Source organism: Pseudomonas putida, assembly GCF_005080685.1.
GTDB lineage: Bacteria > Pseudomonadota > Gammaproteobacteria > Pseudomonadales > Pseudomonadaceae > Aquipseudomonas > Aquipseudomonas putida_V.
In genome coordinates this window covers 5,403,655-5,422,411 of record NZ_CP039371.1, presented here as the reverse complement: position 1 = coordinate 5,422,411, position 18,757 = coordinate 5,403,655, and the positions used below count along the sequence as shown (strand labels likewise).

Here is an 18,757-nt window from a genome sequence, read left to right as displayed (position 1 = left end):
GAGACTCCAATGGACAAACTGATTATCACTGGCGGCGCCCGTCTCGACGGCGAGATCCGCATTTCGGGCGCGAAGAACGCGGCCCTGCCGATCCTCGCGGCGACCCTGCTGGCCGATGGCCCGGTCACCGTCGGCAACCTGCCACACCTGCACGACATCACCACCATGATCGAGCTGTTCGGTCGCATGGGCATCGAGCCTGTGATCGATGAAAAGCTCGCGGTGGAAATCGACCCCCGCACCATCAAGACCCTGGTCGCGCCCTACGAGCTGGTCAAGACCATGCGTGCCTCGATCCTGGTGCTGGGCCCGATGGTCGCCCGTTTCGGCGAGGCCGAAGTGGCCCTGCCAGGCGGTTGCGCCATCGGCTCGCGCCCGGTCGACCTGCACATCCGTGGCCTCGAGGCCATGGGTGCGAAGATCGAGGTCGAAGGTGGCTACATCAAGGCCAAGGCCCCTGAAGGCGGCCTGCGTGGCGCGCACTTCTTCTTCGATACCGTCAGTGTGACCGGTACCGAGAACATCATGATGGCCGCAGCCCTGGCCAAGGGCCGCAGCGTGCTGCAGAACGCCGCGCGGGAGCCTGAAGTGGTCGACCTGGCCAACTTCATCAACGCCATGGGCGGCAAGGTGCAAGGCGCCGGCACCGACACCATCGTCATCGATGGCGTCGAGCGCCTGGATTCGGCCAACTACCGCGTGATGCCTGACCGTATCGAGACCGGCACCTACCTGGTCGCCGCTGCCGTGACCGGTGGTCGCGTCAAGGTCAAGGACACCGATCCGACCATCCTCGAGGCGGTACTGGAAAAACTCAAGGAAGCCGGCGCCGATATCACCGCCGGTGAAGACTGGATTGAGCTGGACATGCACGGCAAGCGGCCAAAGGCCGTCAACCTGCGTACCGCCCCGTACCCGGCGTTCCCGACCGACATGCAGGCGCAGTTCATCTCGCTCAACGCCATCGCCGAGGGCACTGGCGCGGTGATCGAGACGATCTTCGAGAACCGCTTCATGCACGTCTACGAGATGCACCGCATGGGCGCGCAGATCCAGGTCGAGGGCAACACCGCCATCGTCACCGGGGTCACCGCACTCAAGGGCGCGCCAGTCATGGCCACCGACCTGCGTGCCTCGGCCAGCCTGGTGCTGTCGGCCCTGGTTGCCGACGGCGACACGCTGATCGATCGCATCTACCACATCGACCGTGGTTACGAGTGCATCGAAGAAAAACTGCAGATGCTCGGCGCGAAAATCCGCCGCGTACCGGGCTAGTCGCATGGTGTGGGAGCGGGCTTGTCCCGCTCCCACACACGAATTGAATGCGGTCGGGCCAAGCGCCCGGCCGGCTGTAGCCGCTTAAGGACCGACGTTCCAATGTTGACCATCGCGCTTTCCAAAGGCCGCATCCTCGACGACACCCTGCCACTGCTGGCCGAAGCCGGCATCGTGCCGACCGAGAATCCGGACAAGAGCCGCAAGCTGATCATCCCCACCACGCAGGATGACGTGCGCCTGCTGATCGTGCGCGCCACCGACGTGCCGACCTATGTCGAGCATGGCGCCGCCGACCTGGGCGTGGCCGGCAAGGACGTGCTGATGGAGTACGGCGGCCAGGGCCTGTACGAGCCGCTGGACCTGCAGATCGCCCAGTGCAAGCTGATGACCGCTGGCGTGGTCGGTGCGGCGGAGCCCAAGGGCCGTCTGCGGGTCGCGACCAAGTTCGTCAACGTAGCCAAACGCTATTACGCCGAGCAGGGCCGCCAGGTCGACATCATCAAGCTGTACGGCTCCATGGAGCTGGCACCGCTGATCAACCTCGCCGACAAGATCATCGACGTGGTCGATACCGGCAATACCCTGCGCGCCAACGGCCTGGAACCCCAGGATCTGATCGCCACGATCAGCTCGCGCCTGGTAGTCAACAAGGCTTCGATGAAAATGCAGCACGCCCGCATCCAGAGCCTGATCGACACCTTGCGCCAAGCGGTCGAATCGCGACACCGCGGCTGACGCTCTACCTCCTGCGCGCGACCTCTGCTGTCGCGCCCGTCTATCCGTGTCATAGCCATTTTTCTCGGGTGCCCGCACGGATGGACTGGTAGCCTAGGGCGCCTGAGCATTCGCTAATAATCGAGGCCCTCGCCATGACCGTGTCCACTGCAATTGCCCGTCTCAATGCCGCTGATCCGGATTTCGCCCGACATCTGGATCATCTGCTGAGCTGGGAAAGTGTGTCCGATGACGCGGTCAACCAGCGCGTGCTGGACATCATCAAGGCTGTTCGTGAGCGCGGCGATGCGGCACTGGTGGAGTTCACCCAGCGTTTCGATGGCGTCGAAGCCACTTCCATCGATGATCTGATCCTCGGTCGCGAGCGCCTGGAGCTGGCCCTGACCCGCATCACCGATGCCCAGCGTGCGGCCCTGGAGAAGGCCGCCGAGCGCGTGCGTGTTTACCACGAGCGTCAGAAACAGGACTCCTGGCAATACACCGAAGCCGACGGTACCGTGCTCGGCCAGAAGGTCACCCCGCTGGATCGCGCCGGCCTGTATGTACCAGGCGGCAAGGCGTCCTACCCATCGTCGGTGCTGATGAACGCCATCCCGGCCAAGGTTGCCGGTGTTGGCGAGGTGGTGATGGTGGTACCGACCCCGCGTGGCGAGGTCAACGAACTGGTGCTTGCCGCCGCCTGCATCGCCGGTGTCGACCGTGTGTTCACCATCGGTGGTGCGCAAGCCGTCGCAGCCCTGGCCTACGGCACCGAGAGCGTGCCGCAGGTCGACAAGGTCGTCGGCCCTGGCAACATCTATGTGGCCACTGCCAAGCGCCACGTGTTCGGCCAGGTCGGCATCGACATGATCGCCGGTCCTTCGGAGATCCTCGTCGTATGCGACGGCCAGACCGATCCGGACTGGATCGCCATGGACCTGTTCTCCCAGGCCGAGCACGACGAAGACGCCCAGGCCATCCTGGTCAGCCCTGACGCCGCCTTCCTCGATCGCGTGGCCGCCAGCATCGACAAGCTGCTGCCGACCATGGAGCGCGCCGAGATCATCGAAAAATCGGTTAACGGCCGCGGCGCGCTGATCCAGGTGCGCGACATGCAGCAGGCGATCGAGGTGGCCAACCGCATCGCCCCCGAGCACCTGGAGCTGTCGGTGGCCGACCCGCAGGCCTGGTTGCCGCAGATCCGCCACGCCGGCGCGATCTTCATGGGCCGCCACACCAGCGAGGCGCTGGGCGACTACTGCGCAGGTCCCAACCATGTGCTGCCGACCTCCGGCACCGCGCGTTTCTCCTCGCCGCTGGGGGTGTATGACTTCCAGAAGCGTTCGTCGATCATCTTCTGCTCCGAGCAGGGCGCATCCGAACTGGGCCACACCGCCTCGGTCCTGGCCCGTGGCGAGTCTTTGACCGCCCACGCCCGCAGCGCCGAATACCGTATCCTCACCCAAGACAAGGGGAACTGAACATGAGCCGTTTCTGGAGCTCCTTCGTCAAGGACCTGGTGCCTTACGTGCCGGGCGAGCAACCCAAGCTGGCCCGCCTGGTCAAGCTCAACACCAACGAGAACCCCTACGGCCCGTCGCCCAAGGCGCTGGAGGCCATGCGCGGCGAGCTCGACGACAACCTGCGGCTGTACCCGGACCCGAACGGCGACCGCCTCAAGCAGGCCGTGGCCGAGTACTACGGCGTCTCGCCGCAGCAGGTATTCGTCGGCAACGGCTCGGACGAGGTGCTCGCGCACATCTTCCACGGCCTGTTCCAGCATGGCGGCCCGCTGCTGTTCCCAGACATCAGCTACAGCTTCTATCCGGTCTACTGCGGCCTGTACGGCATCCCGTTCGAGCCGGTGGCGCTGGACGAGCAGTTCCAAATCCGTGTCGAAGACTACGCCAAGCCCAATGCCGGCATCATCTTCCCCAACCCCAATGCGCCGACAGGTTGCCTGCTGCCGTTGCAGGCCATCGAGCAGTTGCTGCAGGCCAACCGCGATTCGGTGGTGGTGGTGGACGAGGCCTACATCGATTTCGGCGGTGAAACCGCCATCGGCCTGGTATCGCGCTACGACAACCTGCTGGTGGTCCAGACCTTGTCCAAGTCGCGCTCGCTGGCGGGCCTGCGAGTCGGCCTGGCGGTCGGCCACCCGGAGCTGATCGAGGCGCTGGAACGCATCAAGAACAGCTTCAACTCCTACCCGCTCGATCGCATGGCGATCGTCGGTGCCGCTGCGGCCTTCGAGGATCGCGCCTACTTCGACGCGACCTGCCGCAAGGTCATCGACAGCCGCGAGGCGTTGGTCGAACAGTTGGTCGCCCGTGGCTTCGAGGTGCTACCGTCGGCAGCCAACTTCATCTTCGCCCGTCATCCCCAGGAGGACGCCGCACAGCTGGCGGCCCGCCTGCGTGAACAAGGGGTGATCGTGCGGCATTTCAAGCAGGCGCGGATCGCCCAGTTCCTGCGCATCACCATCGGCACGCCAGAGATGAACCAGGCATTGCTCGATGCGCTGAACTGATCGCGCCTTGAAACGACCCCGGCCTGCCTTGCGGCATGCCGGGGTTTTTCATGGGCGCTTCAACGGTTGCGCAGCGGTGCGCCGTCAAGGTGCCACTGCGGCTGGAGCTCGACCCGCATGTGGCGGAGCACGGTCGGCGCGATGGCGGTCTGTGGGACGAATTGGTACAAGGCGTTGCTATTTTGGCGGGGGGCGCTGGCTTCGCTCGCCTGCAGGTCGAATGCGCGATTGCTGGCGAAGAAGATGGTCTTTTCCTGGGTCGACCCTTGGCCATGGCCGCGGCCGCGCTCGTCTCGACCATGGTCGGTGGTCACGATCACCAGCCAGTCTTCCTCCGGGTGTCGGTAGCTACGCGCCTCGACTTCGTCGAGCATACGGCCGATGCGTAGGTCGGCGGTGCGCAAGGCTTGTTGATAGCGATGACCGAAACCGTTGTCCCGGCCGACCCGCTCGGGGTCGCCCAGTTGGATGAAGGTGAAGTCGGCAGGGGTGCCACGGATGATCTGCACGCTGCGGTCGATGACCTGCTGGTCGTCCAGCCCGCTTTCGCGCACATCGATCAACGGAGCGTCGCGCAGTAGAAAGGCCGTGTTGATCGCTGGCCAGTTCACCACGCTCGACAGGTAGGCGTTGGGCTTCGCTGCTCGCAGGCGCCCGAACAGGCTGGGGTAGCTCGGCGCCAGGCGCCATTTCTCGTCGTCGTTGATGACCCCGTGCTTGTTGGCCCAGACGCCGGTGAGCACGGTCATCCAGCCGGGGCCGGCCAGGGTCGCTTGTTCGCTGGGCTGGCCGGACACGCCGCCGGTAAAGGCTTTGCCGTAGTGCAGGCGTTTGCTCAAGGTGGTACCTGGGCCGAGTGACTCATAAGGTTCGAGCTGAATGCCATCGACACCGATCAGCAGGGTCTTGGGCTGAACAGGCGCAGTCGCCGGCTTGCAGCCTACAGCGGTCAAGCAGGCGGCGAGCAGCAGTTGGGGCAGGGGCATGGGTGTTCCTTGGGGTTTTTCCTAAGCCTGACGAGCCTGTGCAAGGCTCGACAACTGGTAAAACTGCCAGTTGATCTGGCTTGGAAAATGCGCCGTGCCCGTGCAACGCTTTGCCCGGCACTAAGGTCGAGTCGGACGAAGCATTGCAGGAAGTCATCAAGGCGTGCGAGCGATGAGCGCCAGCGCCGCCCTCACCAATACAGCCCGGGCCAGTAACGTGGCAGTTTGACTGGGTAGGCGTCGGGGACCCCCTCTTTATCCATGTCGTATTTCAGATAGGTCATGTCATCAAGAAAGAAGAACGCGGAATTCTTCTCGCCGTTTCTGACGGCAGCGACGATTTTATCCCTGTGCGGCGCGACGCCAGGCCAAAGGTTGTTGCTGACCTGGAGTGGATAACCTGAGTCCATTTTGTCCGCCTTGACGTCGTAGCGCAGGTAGCGGTTGTCGTTCAGGAAGATGAAAACCTTGTCGTTCTTCCAGCGCACGGCGGTTTTGATTTTTTTTGCATAGACCTCCAGTCCCGGCCAGTTGCTGTCTCGAATGGCTCTTGGATAACCGGACATGCTTTCGGTGGACGTGTTGTACTTGATGTAGCTGCCGTCGTTCAGGAAGAACATCACATGCTCGGCATCCCATTTGAACGAGGCGACGATGCTGGATTGATATGCGGCGAGCCCTGGCCAATTGTCCTGGGTGATGGCCGTCGGGTAGCCGGCGTCCATCCTGTCCCTGGCCAAGTCGTAGCGGCTGTAGTTGCCATGATCGAAGAAGAACATCAACTTGTCGTTGCCCCAGTCCAGGACTGACCGGATGTAAGGCGTGCCGACCGGGGACTGGGTAGCGTTCTGCAAGATCGAGAAAGCGTTGCCCGGCGCCGCCACTGCATCATCTTCCCACTGCTGAGCATCACCTCGCTGGTAGGCCTGGAACGTTTCATTTTTATAGATTCCGACATTACCGGTTTTTTCCGTATGCCAGGTGAGTGCCTTCCTGCGCTTGTCCAGCCGTGGTTTTCGAACGCCCAGGTCGCCGATAAGCGGGATGGAGTCCAGTCGCCAGGATTCGATCTGCTGCAGTGCCCCCATATGCCGCAGGATGGTCGGCACGATCGCGGTATGGGCTGCATAGCCATAGAGTTCGTGCAGTCCCGGAATCATCACCGGGTTGGTCAATTCAGCGTTGGGCGCAAGATTGGTGGCAATGAAGACGGTTTTCTCGTCAATGCTGTGGCCGCCGTGGCTATGGCCTCGGCCGGCACGCCCATGATCGGTGGTCAGTACGATCAGCCATTGTTCTTCAGGGTACTTGCGCTGCCGATCCTCGACGGCTCTGCGCAGCACTTCGATCTGGGTAAATGCGGTGATCAAGGATTCATCGTAGCGGGCACCGTAGCCGTGATCGTGGCCGGTGTAGTCCGGATCGCTCAGTTGCAGGAAGTTGATATCTGCGCCGTTTTCAATATGCGATTTCACATGCCTGACAGCGCCTGCGTCATCCTTTTCAAAGGCGGCGACGTCGATACCGCTGAGCTGGTTCGCAAAGAAATCATGGATCGGCAACCACGTCACCGTGCTGGTGATCGTCAACGCCCGGTTGTAATCCTTCATATGACGCAGTATGCAGGGATAGAGTGGGTTGGCGCGTTGTGAAGCGCTGTTGCCGGTAATGAGGTGTTTGTTGGCCCAGACGCCCGTCAGTGCCGTGGCCCAACCGGGCCCGCTCCAGGTACCGACTTGCGTTGCTTCGCCGACAATGCCGCCGGTGTAGGCTTTGTGATAGTGCCAGTGGTGCGACGTACTGAAGCGTTTTTCGAAGCGGGTGTAATCCACGCCATCGATACCGATGTACAAGGTTTTGGGGATCATGTCCGTGTCACGCTCTTGTTGAGTGATCAGGGGCGGCCGGCATGCCTGCGCGTGCGGAAATGACTTGGCCGCTCGATACTGTCGAGCCCCCAGCTTGACCAGTAGGGCGCGGGCGGCCTAGTCGCAGGTCTGGGAGTTGTGCTGTCGCCAATCTCGTGTTTCACTAGTCGTCGCTTAAACATCGGATGATTGGTTGAATACGATGACTACGGAATTACCCAAGCGCTCGCTGGTCGAGTTGGCCGTGGACCGAATGCGGCAGCGCATTCTTCAGGGCGACTGGCATGTGGGGCAGCGTCTGCCGACCGAGCCGGAGCTGGCGGTCGAGCTCGGGATCAGCCGCAATACGGTTCGGGAAGCCATGCGCGTGCTGGCGTTCAGTGGCCTGGTGGAAATCCGTCAGGGCGACGGCAGTTACCTGCGCACCGCCCAGGACCCTTTGCAGGCGGTGCATGCCATGTCCCGCTGCACGCCGGAACAAGCTCGGGAGACCCGTCATATTCTCGAGGCGGAGGCCATCGGCCTCGCAGCGTTGCGCCGCACCGAGGATGACCTTGCAGCCTTGCGCGCTTCGCTGGCGGGCAGTGCAGGGCACTTTCATGGTGATCTGGATACCTACGTCGCTTGCGACATGGTGTTTCACCAGCAACTGGTCGATGCCGCCCACAACCCGGCGCTGAGCGAGCTCTATCGGTATTTCTCGGGGGTGGTCGCCGCCGCGGTGCAGCACAACCTGAGCGCCGTGCCGCGCTGCCAGGCGACCTTCGACCTGCATGGGCAGATCCTCGACGCCATCGAACAACGTGATCCGGAGCGGGCCAAGCGCCTGAGTCGGGCACTCATCGAATCCTGACAACGAGAACGTCATGACTGAATCAATGACCCGCGGCCCCCGTGCGCCTGCATCCGAGCGGCAAATCGAAGAGCTGCTGATAGACGCCGAGGCCGACGATGCGCACGTACAACAGCCAGTGACGCCACGGCGGCCCTGGTTGCTGCTGCTGGGCCTGGTGCTGGTGGCGCTGAACCTGCGCCCGGCGTTGTCGAGCATGGCCCCGGTGCTCGGCCAGGTGTCCGAGGCGCTGGGGCTCAATGCCTCGCTGGCTGGCCTGCTGACCACCTTGCCGGTTTTGTGCCTTGGGCTTTCCGCGCCGTTGGCGCCGATACTGGCACGACGCTTCGGCAGTGAGCGGGTGATCTTCGGGATTCTCGCCACGCTGGCGCTGGGCATCGTCCTGCGCAGCAACCTGGGCGCCCTGGGGGTATTTCTCGGCAGCCTGCTGGCCGGCGCCAGCATCGGTATCATCGGCGTGCTGTTGCCGGGCATCGTCAAACGCGATTTCCCTCGCCAGGCCGGCACGCTGACCGGGGTCTACACCATGGCCTTGTGCCTGGGCGCAGCAATGGCCGCGGGCACCACGGTGCCGCTGACCCAGCATTTCGGCAACAGCTGGGCCCTCGGGCTGGGCTTCTGGGTGGTGCCGGCGCTACTGGCGATGCTGGCCTGGCTGCCCCAGGCACGCCAAGGCCATGGCGCGCACAAGGTGGCTTACCGGGTGCGAGGGCTGTGGCGTGACCGCCTGGCCTGGCAGGTAACCCTGTACATGGGCTTGCAGTCGTCGCTGGCGTATATCGTCTTCGGTTGGTTGCCCTCGATCCTCATCGGCCGGGGCTTGAGCCCTACCCAGGCGGGGCTGGTGCTGTCGGGGTCGGTGATCGTCCAACTGGCCAGCTCGTTGGCTGCGCCTTGGCTGGCAACGCGGGGCAAGGACCAGCGGCTGGCGATCGTGGTGGTGATGCTGACGACCTTGGCGGGGTTGTTCGGCTGCCTGTATGCACCGCTGTCGGGCCTGTGGGGTTGGGCGGTGGTGCTGGGCGTGGGGCAGGGCGGGACGTTCGCCTTGGCCCTGACCTTGATCGTGTTGCGCTCGAAGGATGCCCACGTGGCCGCCAACCTGTCGAGCATGGCCCAGGGCGTTGGCTACACACTGGCTTCGATGGGGCCGTTCGCGGTGGGCTTGGTACACGACCTGACCGGGGGCTGGGCGGCGGTGGGCTGGATTTACGCCGTGCTGGGCGTCGGCGCGATCGTGTTCGGGTTGGGGGCAGGGCGAGCGCTGCATGTGCAGGTGACCAGCGAGAAGCTTTGAGCGGGTAGTGCCGGCTGCATGGGATGTACAGACCCCTGTGGCACGGACTATCTTTCAACTTTCCCAGCCCCAGGACGGACCCGCTCCATGAACGACGCCAACCGTGACCTGATCACCCGCTTCTACCAGGCCTTCCAGCGCCTGGATGCCGAAGCGATGGTGGCCTGCTACAGCGACGATATCGTCTTCAGCGATCCGGTCTTCGGCACCCTGCGCGGCCAGGATGTCGGCGACATGTGGCGCCTGCTGACACGGCGCGCCAAGGACTTCTCGCTGACGTTCGACCAGGTCCGGGCCGATGCCCAGAGCGGGTGTGCACGCTGGGTGGCGACCTACCAGTTCAGCCAGACCGGGCGCACCGTGGTCAACGATATCCAGGCCCGGTTCGTCATCCGTGACGGCTTGATCTGCCAGCACGACGATAGCTTCGACCTGTGGCGCTGGTCGCGACAGGCGTTGGGTGCGCCCGGCCTGTTGCTGGGTTGGTCGCCGCTGTTGCAGAACAAGGTCCGCCAGCAGGCTTTCAAAGGGCTGCGGGCGTTCCAGCAGGCGGGTTAAGCTGTCGGCTTTCCATCAGCAAGAAGCATCGTGAGCGACGTATCCGAAATCCAGGTGGGCAAACCCTGGTACGTGTATCTGGTACGAGCCGCCAATGGCTCGTTGTACTGCGGCATCAGCGATGACCCGCAGCGGCGTTTCGTGGCCCACCAGAAGGGGCAGGGCGCACGCTACTTCAAGACCAGCCCGGCGCAGGCGTTGGTCTACGTCGAGCAATGGCCGGACAAGAGCGAGGCGCTGCGCCAGGAGCGCCTGGTGAAGAAGCTGCGCAAGTCGGCCAAGGAGGCGCTGGTGGCCTCCTATGTGGCGCTCGGCTAGTCCTTGCGGCGCTTGAGCTGATCCACCAACTGCGTTGGCAGCCCCTTGATGATCAAGGTGCCCGCGGCCTCGTCGTACTCCACCTTGTCGCCCAGCAGATGGGCCTCGAAACTGATCGACAGGCCTTCGGCGCGCCCGGTGAAGCGGCGGAACTGGTTGAGGGTGCGTTTATCCGCCGGGATCTCCGGCGACAGGCCGTAGTCCTTGTTGCGAATATGGTCGTAGAACGCCTTGGGGCGGTCTTCGTCGATCAGGCTCGACAACTCTTCCAGGGTCACGGGTTCGCCGAGCTTGGTCTGGGTGGTGGCGTACTCGACCAGGGTCTGGGTCTTCTCGCGCGCGGCCTCCTCGGGCAGGTCCTCGCTTTCGACGAAGTCGCTGAAGGCCTTGAGCAGGGTACGGGTTTCACCTGGGCCGTCGACGCCTTCCTGGCAACCGATGAAGTCGCGGAAGTAATCGGATACTTTCTTGCCGTTCTTGCCTTTGATGAACGAGATGTACTGTTTGGACGCCTGGTTGTTCTTCCATTCCGAAAGATTGATGCGCGCCGCCAGGTGCAACTGGCCGAGGTCGAGATGGCGAGACGGCGTGACGTCCAGTTCGGCGTTCACTGCCACGCCTTCGCTGTGGTGCAGCAGGGCGATGGCCAGGTACTCGGTCATGCCTTGCTGGTAATGGGCGAAGAGGATGTGCCCGCCGGTGGACAGGTTGGACTCTTCCATCAACTTCTGCAGGTGTTCGACCGCCACCCGGCTGAACGCGGCGAAGTCGGTTTCCGCATCCAGGTACTGCTTCAGCCAGCCGCTCAGCGGGTAGGCGCCGGACTCGCCGTGGAAGAATCCCCAGGCCTTGCCTTGCTTGGCGTTGTAGCTGTCGTTGAGGTCGGCCAGCAGGTTCTCGATGGCGTCCGACTGCCCCAGTTCGGTGTCTCGGGCATGGAGCACGGCGGGGCTGCCATCGGGCTTCTTGTCGATCAGGTGAACGATGCAATGACGGATTGGCATGGGAAACTCTCGGGTGATCGGGGCGGTGCGCGACCGCGCTGCAAAAGTCGTCCAGTTTACCCCAGCCGGCAGGTGATGCAGTGGCCGGATGTTGGCAGAAATGGCGGTTGTTCAGTTTTTGTTCGATTTTGTGCGTTTTCTGTTCAAACCCCCGAAAAACCTGCATTAAATCGAGGTGGGCTGCGGATATTTCTCGATTCGTGTGGTAGCTTTGCGCGGTCTTGCGCACCCTGTGTGGCGCATTGCTGGCAGTGTGCTCACAGCACGTCGAACCAAACGCCAAATTGCGCATCTACATGCGCGGTTGGCGCGGCCCTCCAAAACTTCAGGGGCTGGCCCGATAACGTCGTAGCATGCTGCATAACTACTGAATTTTGATAGGGAAGGAACACCACCATGGCATTGACTAAAGACCAACTGGTTGCCGACATCGCCGAATCGATCTCCGCGCCTAAAGCCACCGCCAAGAACGCTCTGGAGCAACTGGGCCAGATCGTTGCCGACCAGCTGGAAAACGGCGCTGAAATCACTCTGCCAGGCATCGGCAAGCTGAAAGTCTCCGAGCGTCCTGCCCGTACCGGCCGCAACCCTTCGACTGGCGCCGCCATCGAAATCGCTGCCAAGAAAGTCGTCAAGTTCGTCCCAGCCAAAGTGCTGACCGACGCCATCAACAAGTAATTTGTTGAAGCTATGACGAAACCGCGCCCGGCTTGCCCGGGCGCGGTTTTTTCATGCCTGCGTTTTGCCCCGGGCAAGCCACGCCAGGCGCGCCTGGTCGTCATGAAAGCTCCAGGCGAACATGCGGCTCTGCTTCTGCCCCTGGCCCATCTCGACGACGCGCACAGCCTTGGCACCGGCTTTTTTCGCCGCGGCCTCGATGCCGGGCAGGTTGCTGGCCTTGGACACCAGGCTGGTGAACCACAACACCTGGGCTGCGTACTGCACGCTTTCGCCGACCAGTTGGGTGACGAAGCGAATCTCGCCCCCTTCACACCACAGTTCGTTGTTCTGTCCGCCGAAGTTCAGCACCGGTAGCTTGCGCTTGGGGTCCTGCTTGCCGAGGTTTTTCCATTTGCGCTGGCTGCCGCGGGTGGCCTCCTCGCGTGAGGCATGGAACGGCGGGTTGCACAGGGTCAACTCGAAGCGCTCGTCGGCATCGAGCAGGCCGCTGAGGATATGCGTGCGGTTGGCTTGCTGGCGCAGGCCGATGGCCTTGCCCAGGCCGTTGGACTGGACGATGGCCTTGGCCGTGGCCAGGGCCAGTGGGTCGATGTCCGAGCCCAGGAAGCGCCAGCGATAGTCGCTGTGGCCGAGCAAGGGGTAGATGCAGTTGGCACCGACGCCTACGTCCAGGGCGCGCACCTGTGAGCCTCTGGGGACCTCGCCGGCATTGTCTGCGGCCAGTAGGTCGGCGGCGACGTGGACATAGTCGGCGCGTCCGGGAATCGGCGGGCACAGGTAGTCGGCGGGGATGTCCCAATGCTGGATGCCGTATTGGGCCTTGAGCAGGGCGCGGTTGAACACCCGAACGGCCTCGGGGTTGGCGAAGTCGATGCTGGGTTTGCCGTGGGGGTTGGTGATGGTGAAGCGCGCCAGATCAGGGTGGGCCTTGATCAGGCTGGGGAAGTCGTAGCGACCCTGGTGGCGGTTGCGCGGATGCAGGGTGGGTTTCACGGTCATGGTCGGGTCCGGTGTAGCAGGCCAGGGGGCTGCTGCGCAGCCCTTTCGCGGCACAAGGCCGCTCCTACAGGATAGCGGCGCCCTTAAATCCGGCGCCGTCCTGTGGGAGCGGCCTTGTCGACGGTCTTTCTAGAAGTTACAGCGCCGCAATCCGCGCATGCTGCTCGGTGAAGTTGGCCAGGGCCTGTTCCGACTCGGCCAGCTTGGCGCGTTCTTTTTCGATCACCGCAGGCGGAGCCTTGTCGACGAAGGCGGCGTTGGACAGCTTGCCGCCGACCCGTGCCACCTCGCCTTGCAGGCGCTGGATTTCCTTGTTCAGGCGCGCAAGCTCGGCATCCTTGTCGATCAGCCCGGCCATCGGCACCAGCACCTGCAAGTCGCCCACCAGTGCGGTGGCCGACAGCGGCGCTTCGTCGGCGTCGCCAAGCACGGTGAACGACTCGACCTTGGCCAGTTTCTTCAGCAGCGCTTCGTTTTCCTGCAGGCGACGCTGGTCGTCGGCGTTGGCGTTCTTGAGGAACAACGGCAGCGGCTTGCCCGGGCCGATGTTCATCTCGGCGCGAATGTTGCGCAGACCGACCATCAGCTCCTTGAGCCATTCGATGTCGCCTTCGGCGGCAGCATCGATGCGGGCCTCAACGGCCACCGGCCACGGTTGCAGCATGATGGTCTTGCCGTCGATGCCGGCCAGCGGCGCGATGCGCTGCCAGATTTCTTCGGTGATGAAGGGCATGAACGGATGCGCCAGGCGCAGGGCCACTTCCAGCACGCGCACCAGGGTGCGGCGGGTGCCACGGGCACGCTCGACCGGGGCGTTTTCGTCCCACAGTACCGGTTTGGACAGCTCCAGGTACCAGTCGCAGTACTGGTTCCAGATGAACTCGTACAGCGCCTGGCTGGCCAGGTCGAAGCGGAATTGCTCGAGCTGGCGGGTCACCTCGGCTTCGGTGCGCTGCAGTTGCGAGATGATCCAGCGGTCGGCCAGCGACAGCTCGTAGGCTTCGCCGTTCTGGCCGCAATCCTCGCCTTTGTCCAGCACGTAGCGGGCGGCGTTCCAGATCTTGTTGCAGAAGTTGCGGTAGCCCTCGACGCGGCCCATGTCGAACTTGATGTCACGACCGGTGGATGCCAGCGAGCAGAAGGTGAAGCGCAGGGCATCGGTGCCGTAGCTGGCGATGCCTTCGGGGAATTCCGCCTTGGTCTGTTTGGCGATCTTCTCGGCGAGCTTTGGCTGCATCATGCCGCTGGTGCGTTTTTCCAGCAGCGCGTCGAGAGTGATGCCGTCGACGATGTCCAGCGGGTCGAGCACGTTGCCCTTGGACTTGGACATCTTCTGGCCCTGGCCGTCGCGTACCAGGCCGTGCACGTACACGGTCTTGAACGGGACTTGCGGGGTGCCGTCCTCGTTCTTGATCAGGTGCATGGTCAGCATGATCATGCGCGCAACCCAGAAGAAGATGATGTCGAAGCCGGTGACCAGCACGTCGGTGGAGTGGAAGGTCTTGAGGAATTCGGTCTGCTGCGGCCAGCCCAGGGTCGAGAAGGTCCACAGGCCAGAGCTGAACCAGGTGTCGAGCACGTCGTCGTCCTGGCGCAGCTTCACGTCGGCGCCCAGGTTGTGCTTGGCGCGGACCTCGGCCTCGTCGCGGCCGACGTAGACCTGGCCGGCCTCGTCATACCACGCCGGAATGCGATGGCCCCACCACAGCTGGCGGCTGATGCACCAGTCCTGGATGTCGCGCATCCAGCTGAAGTACATGTTCTCGTACTGCTTGGGCACGAACTGGATGCGGCCGTCTTCCACGGCGGCGATGGCAGGCTCGGCCAGCGGCTTGGTGGAAACGTACCACTGGTCGGTCAGCCAAGGTTCGATGACGGTGCCGGAGCGGTCGCCCTTCGGGACCTTGAGGGCGTGGTCGTCGATGCTGACCAGCAGGCCCTGGGCGTCCAGGTCGGCGACGATCTGCTTGCGCGCGACGAAACGGTCGAGGCCGGCGTATTGCGCGGGCAGGCGGGTGTCGACCTGCTCGTTGACGCTGCCGTCGAGGTTGAAGGCCTGGGCGCTGGCAAGCACCATGGCGTTCTTGTCGAAGATGTTGAGCAGCGGCAGGTTGTGGCGCTTGCCGACTTCATAGTCGTTGAAGTCGTGGGCCGGGGTGATCTTCACGCAGCCGGTGCCGAACTCGGGGTCGCAGTAGTCGTCGGCGATGATCGGGATGCGGCGACCGACCAGCGGCAGCTCGACGAACTTGCCGATCAGGGCCTGGTAACGCTCGTCGGTCGGGTTGACCGCGACTGCGGCGTCACCCAGCAGGGTTTCCGGACGGGTGGTGGCGACCACCAGGTAGTCCTTGCCTTCTGCGGTCTTGGCGCCATCGGCCAGCGGGTAGCGCAGGTTCCACAGGTGGCCCTTCTCGTCGTGGTTTTCCACTTCGAGGTCGGAGATGGCGGTGTGCAGCTTGGTGTCCCAGTTGACCAGGCGCTTGCCGCGGTAGATCAGGCCGTCTTCATGCAGGCGGACGAAGGCTTCCTTGACCGCTTCGGACAGGCCGTCGTCCATGGTGAAGCGCTCGCGGCTCCAATCGACGGACGAGCCCAGGCGACGGATCTGACGGCTGATGTTGCCACCGGACTGATCCTTCCATTCCCAGACCTTTTCCAGGAACTTGTCGCGGCCCAGGTCGTGACGGTTCTGGCCCTTGGCCTCGAGCTGGCGTTCGACCAGCATCTGGGTGGCGATACCGGCGTGGTCGGTACCTGGCTGCCACAGGGTGTTGCGGCCTTGCATGCGGCGGAAACGGATCAGGGCGTCCATGATCGCGTTGTTGAAGCCGTGGCCCATGTGCAGGCTGCCGGTCACGTTCGGCGGCGGAATCATGATGGTGTAGGACTCGCCTGCACCTTGCGGGGCGAAATAGTTCTCGGACTCCCAGGTGTTGTACCAGGAAGTTTCGATGGCGTGCGGCTGGTAGGTCTTATCCATGCGCGGCGGGACCCTGTGCATTTATTCGGGAAAGCCGAAAAGTATAACCAAGGCGCAGGGTTTAGGCGACAGCCGCTGGGGCCGCTTTGCAGCCCTTTCGCGACACAAGGCCGCTCCCACAGAAGGAATGCGTACAACTGTGGGAGCGGCCTTGTGTCGCGAAAGGGTCGCAACGCGGCCCCAGGATCCTCACTCGGAACGCTTGATCAACCGCTCCATGCGGGCATCCAGGCGGCGTTTGATTTCGGTTTCGATATGCGGGGTGAAGTCGTTGATCACGTCCTGCATGATCGCCTGCGCGGCAGCGCGCAGCTCGGCTTCCAGGTGCAGCAAGGTGTCCTGGCGGCGCGTCTGCGGGTCGTCCTCGGGCGCGCTGGGTTCAGGCTCAGGCTCAAGGGCCGGTACCGGGTTGCCGGCAGGCTCGTCGAGCAGTAACGGGATCTGCTCGACCGTGTCGGTCAACAGCGGCGGCTGCAGGTCGGCATCGCCCAACAGCTGGCGAATCGACTCCAGGTCGTCGAGCAGGTGGGCGGAGTCAGGCAGGGCGGAAGGCTTGTCCATCATCGTCAGAGTCGCTGTAAGCGGTGGTCTTGCAGAGCATAGCCCTGTTCGCGGTAGAAACGGAATCGCTCACGGGCCGATTGGCGTATACCGGCCTCCTCGACGACGATTTCAGCCACCCGTTCGAACTGGCCGACGAAGCCGGGCACGCTGGCGCCGAGGTTGATCAACAAGCCATCGTGATCCCCGGCAGCGTCGCCAAGCCCCAGGGCCACCGCAGCGTCGGCATGGGCCTCGGCCAGGTCGTGGGGCACGAATGCCTCGCCTTTGAAGCGCCACAGGCGCAGGTCCAGTTCGTCGCGTTGTTCGGCGTCCTGGCAGTGCAGATAGACCCGGTGGCCTAGGCGCCAGGCCTTTTCGCACAATTTGCAGGCGAAATCGAGCCGCGCCGACAACGAGTCGGTGGGCAGGATGTAGAAGTCGACTTTGCTCATGGTTGGGTCTGCCAACCGGTGGCGCAAGGGGCGCCACCGGTTTCATGGCATCAGGCGCCAGCGCGGTCGAGCAGGTACTGGGTCAGCAGGGGCACCGGGCGACCGGTGGCACCCTTGTCCTTGCCGCCGCTGATCCAGGCAGTGCCGGCGATGTCCAGGTGCGCCCACTGGTAGGCCTTGGCGAAGCGCGACAGGAAGCAGCCGGCGGTGATGGTGCCGGCCTTCGGCCCGCCGATGTTGCCCATGTCGGCGAACGGGCTGTCCAGTTGTTCCTGGTACTCGTCGAACAGCGGCAGTTGCCAGGCGCGGTCGTCGGCACGTTTGCCGGCCTCGAGCAGTTGCCCGACCAGGGTGTCGTCGTTGCCCATCAGGCCCGAGGTGTGGCTGCCCAGGGCGACGATGCAGGCGCCGGTGAGGGTGGCGATGTCGATCACTGCCTGCGGCTTGAAGCGTTCGGCGTAGGTCAGGGTGTCGCACAGCACCAGGCGGCCTTCGGCGTCGGTGTTGAGGATCTCGACGGTCTGGCCGCTCATGGTGGTGACGATGTCGCCTGGGCGGGTGGCGCCGCCGCTGGGCATGTTCTCGGCGCAGGCCAGCAGGCACACCAGGTTGATCGGCAACTGCAGTTCGAGCACGGCGCGCAGGGTGCCGAACACGCTGGCGGCACCGCACATGTCGTACTTCATCTCGTCCATGCCGGCGCCCGGCTTGAGGCTGATGCCACCGGTGTCGAAGGTGATGCCCTTGCCCACCAGCACGAATGGCTTGTCGGCCTTCTTGGCGCCCTGGTAATTGAGCACGATCAGGCGTGGCGGCTGGTCGCTGCCCTGGCCCACGGCGTAGAACGCGCCCATGCCCAGGTCCTTGATCTTCTTCTCGTCGAGCACTTCGACCTTCAGGCCCTTGTGCGCCTTGCCCAGTTCCTTGGCCTGTTCGGCCATGAAGGTTGGGTGGCACAGGTTGGGTGGCAGGTTGCCGAGGTCGCGGGTGAAGGCCATGCCGGTGGCGATGGCGCTGGCATGCTTGACCGCACGCTCGGCCTCGGCCAGGCCGGCCTTGGCGGCGAGCAGGGTGATTTTCTTCAGGGCGCGAGGTTCGACCTTCTGGCTTTTGAAACGGTCGAATACGTAGGTGCCGTCGAGCAATGTCTCGGCCAGCAGGCGGTACTTGCCGTAGTAGGCATCGCGGTTGTTCACGGCGATGTCGTCCAGGGCCAGTACCGCATCGCTGCCGCCCAGGCCCTTGAGCACGCCGGCGACGCTGGCTACCAGCTTGCGCCAGGCGCGGTCGCCCAGCGCCTCGTCCTTGCCGCTGCCCACCAGCAGCACACGCTCGGCCTTGAGGCCCGGCAGGCTGTGCAGCAGCAGGGTCTGGCCCGGCTTGCCGGCCAGGTCGCCGCGCTTGAGCACGGCGCTGATGGCGCCGGCCGCCGCTTCGTCGATGGCTTTGGCGACGGTGCCGAGCTTGCGGCCTTCACCGACCGGCACGACCAGGGTGGCGGTTTTTACGGATGCAGCAGCTACGCTTTTTACAACCAGTTCCATGTCAGGGTCCCCGAATGTTCTCTACAGTTGGCGCCAAGTGTTCGCGCGCGTGCTCTTGCGCTCTGGCCGGCCCCGGCCACGTGGTCGCGTACCGGGTGAAAAGCTGCCAGTTTGAGCCTGTGGCAAGCGTGCTGACAACCCCGATGTAC

The 18,757-nt window shown here is 63.8% G+C and carries 17 protein-coding genes; 9 read left to right on the top strand and 8 right to left on the bottom strand.

All coding sequences use genetic code 11. From position 1 onward, the window contains the following. Positions 1–9 precede the first annotated feature (9 nt). The 4 genes from murA (at position 10) to hisC (ending at position 4,522) form a co-directional block, all read left to right on the top strand. On the top strand, positions 10–1,275 hold the full coding sequence (gene murA, locus E6B08_RS25250; RefSeq protein ID WP_136916461.1) for a UDP-N-acetylglucosamine 1-carboxyvinyltransferase: 1,266 nt from the start codon (positions 10–12) through the stop codon (positions 1,273–1,275). Positions 1,276–1,377: 102 nt separating this feature from the next. After that, positions 1,378–2,013, top strand: coding sequence for an ATP phosphoribosyltransferase (hisG, locus tag E6B08_RS25245; RefSeq protein WP_136916460.1), 636 nt, complete (start codon positions 1,378–1,380; stop codon positions 2,011–2,013). A 134-nt stretch (positions 2,014–2,147) separates the two neighbouring features. Further along, complete coding sequence (gene hisD / locus E6B08_RS25240; RefSeq protein ID WP_136916459.1) at positions 2,148–3,473, top strand: histidinol dehydrogenase; 1,326 nt, start codon at positions 2,148–2,150, stop codon at positions 3,471–3,473. A gap of 2 nt (positions 3,474–3,475) precedes the next feature. Then, complete coding sequence (gene hisC, locus E6B08_RS25235; RefSeq protein ID WP_136916458.1) at positions 3,476–4,522, top strand: histidinol-phosphate transaminase; 1,047 nt, start codon at positions 3,476–3,478, stop codon at positions 4,520–4,522. 59 nt (positions 4,523–4,581) lie between these two features. Here the strand turns inward: hisC and E6B08_RS25230 are convergent, their stop codons facing one another. Together E6B08_RS25230 and E6B08_RS25225 are read right to left on the bottom strand one after the other, a co-directional pair. Then, positions 4,582–5,508 carry a hypothetical protein gene (locus tag E6B08_RS25230; RefSeq protein ID WP_136916457.1) on the bottom strand — a complete coding sequence of 309 codons (927 nt, stop codon included), beginning with the start codon at positions 5,506–5,508 and terminating at the stop codon, positions 4,582–4,584. A 191-nt stretch (positions 5,509–5,699) separates the two neighbouring features. Continuing rightward, entirely contained in the window at positions 5,700–7,376 is a 1,677-nt protein-coding gene (locus E6B08_RS25225; RefSeq protein ID WP_136916456.1) for a hemopexin repeat-containing protein, read from the bottom strand. Between the two features lie 202 nt (positions 7,377–7,578). Here E6B08_RS25225 and E6B08_RS25220 point away from each other — a divergent pair, with 202 nt between their 5' ends. The 4 genes from E6B08_RS25220 to E6B08_RS25205 all read left to right on the top strand — a co-directional run bounded on the left by E6B08_RS25220 (position 7,579) and on the right by E6B08_RS25205 (position 10,402). After that, the gene (locus tag E6B08_RS25220) at positions 7,579–8,229 is read left to right on the top strand and encodes a FadR/GntR family transcriptional regulator (RefSeq protein WP_136916455.1); all 651 of its coding nucleotides are present in this window, start codon (positions 7,579–7,581) and stop codon (positions 8,227–8,229) included. Between the two features lie 13 nt (positions 8,230–8,242). Then, the gene (locus E6B08_RS25215; protein WP_136916454.1) at positions 8,243–9,526 is read left to right on the top strand and encodes a CynX/NimT family MFS transporter; all 1,284 of its coding nucleotides are present in this window, start codon (positions 8,243–8,245) and stop codon (positions 9,524–9,526) included. A gap of 87 nt (positions 9,527–9,613) precedes the next feature. Next, a complete protein-coding gene (locus E6B08_RS25210; RefSeq protein WP_136916453.1) occupies positions 9,614–10,084 on the top strand; it encodes a nuclear transport factor 2 family protein in 471 nt (156 codons plus the stop codon). Positions 10,085–10,111: 27 nt separating this feature from the next. Then, the gene (locus tag E6B08_RS25205; protein WP_416194414.1) at positions 10,112–10,402 is read left to right on the top strand and encodes a GIY-YIG nuclease family protein; all 291 of its coding nucleotides are present in this window, start codon (positions 10,112–10,114) and stop codon (positions 10,400–10,402) included. Here the strand turns inward: E6B08_RS25205 and yejK are convergent. Continuing rightward, positions 10,399–11,406 carry a nucleoid-associated protein YejK gene (gene yejK / locus E6B08_RS25200; protein WP_136916451.1) on the bottom strand — a complete coding sequence of 336 codons (1,008 nt, stop codon included), beginning with the start codon at positions 11,404–11,406 and terminating at the stop codon, positions 10,399–10,401. The genes E6B08_RS25205 and yejK overlap by 4 nt on opposite strands. A gap of 396 nt (positions 11,407–11,802) precedes the next feature. On the opposite strand from yejK, the gene E6B08_RS25195 reads away from it, so the two are divergent. Further along, positions 11,803–12,084 carry an HU family DNA-binding protein gene (locus tag E6B08_RS25195; protein ID WP_136916450.1) on the top strand — a complete coding sequence of 94 codons (282 nt, stop codon included), beginning with the start codon at positions 11,803–11,805 and terminating at the stop codon, positions 12,082–12,084. Positions 12,085–12,135: 51 nt separating this feature from the next. Here the strand turns inward: E6B08_RS25195 and rlmF are convergent, their stop codons facing one another. The 5 genes from rlmF to E6B08_RS25170 all read right to left on the bottom strand — a co-directional run bounded on the left by rlmF (position 12,136) and on the right by E6B08_RS25170 (position 18,608). Further along, positions 12,136–13,086 (bottom strand): 23S rRNA (adenine(1618)-N(6))-methyltransferase RlmF, encoded by a 951-nt coding sequence (rlmF, locus tag E6B08_RS25190; protein WP_136916449.1) that lies wholly within the window; start codon positions 13,084–13,086, stop codon positions 12,136–12,138. A 136-nt stretch (positions 13,087–13,222) separates the two neighbouring features. Next, complete coding sequence (locus E6B08_RS25185; protein WP_136916448.1) at positions 13,223–16,069, bottom strand: valine--tRNA ligase; 2,847 nt, start codon at positions 16,067–16,069, stop codon at positions 13,223–13,225. A 189-nt stretch (positions 16,070–16,258) separates the two neighbouring features. Further along, positions 16,259–16,630 (bottom strand): DNA polymerase III subunit chi, encoded by a 372-nt coding sequence (locus E6B08_RS25180; protein ID WP_136917488.1) that lies wholly within the window; start codon positions 16,628–16,630, stop codon positions 16,259–16,261. Positions 16,631–16,635: 5 nt separating this feature from the next. Continuing rightward, complete coding sequence (locus E6B08_RS25175; RefSeq protein WP_136916447.1) at positions 16,636–17,064, bottom strand: DNA polymerase III subunit chi; 429 nt, start codon at positions 17,062–17,064, stop codon at positions 16,636–16,638. A 50-nt stretch (positions 17,065–17,114) separates the two neighbouring features. Continuing rightward, complete coding sequence (locus tag E6B08_RS25170) at positions 17,115–18,608, bottom strand: leucyl aminopeptidase (protein ID WP_136916446.1); 1,494 nt, start codon at positions 18,606–18,608, stop codon at positions 17,115–17,117. Positions 18,609–18,757: the final 149 nt, after the last annotated feature.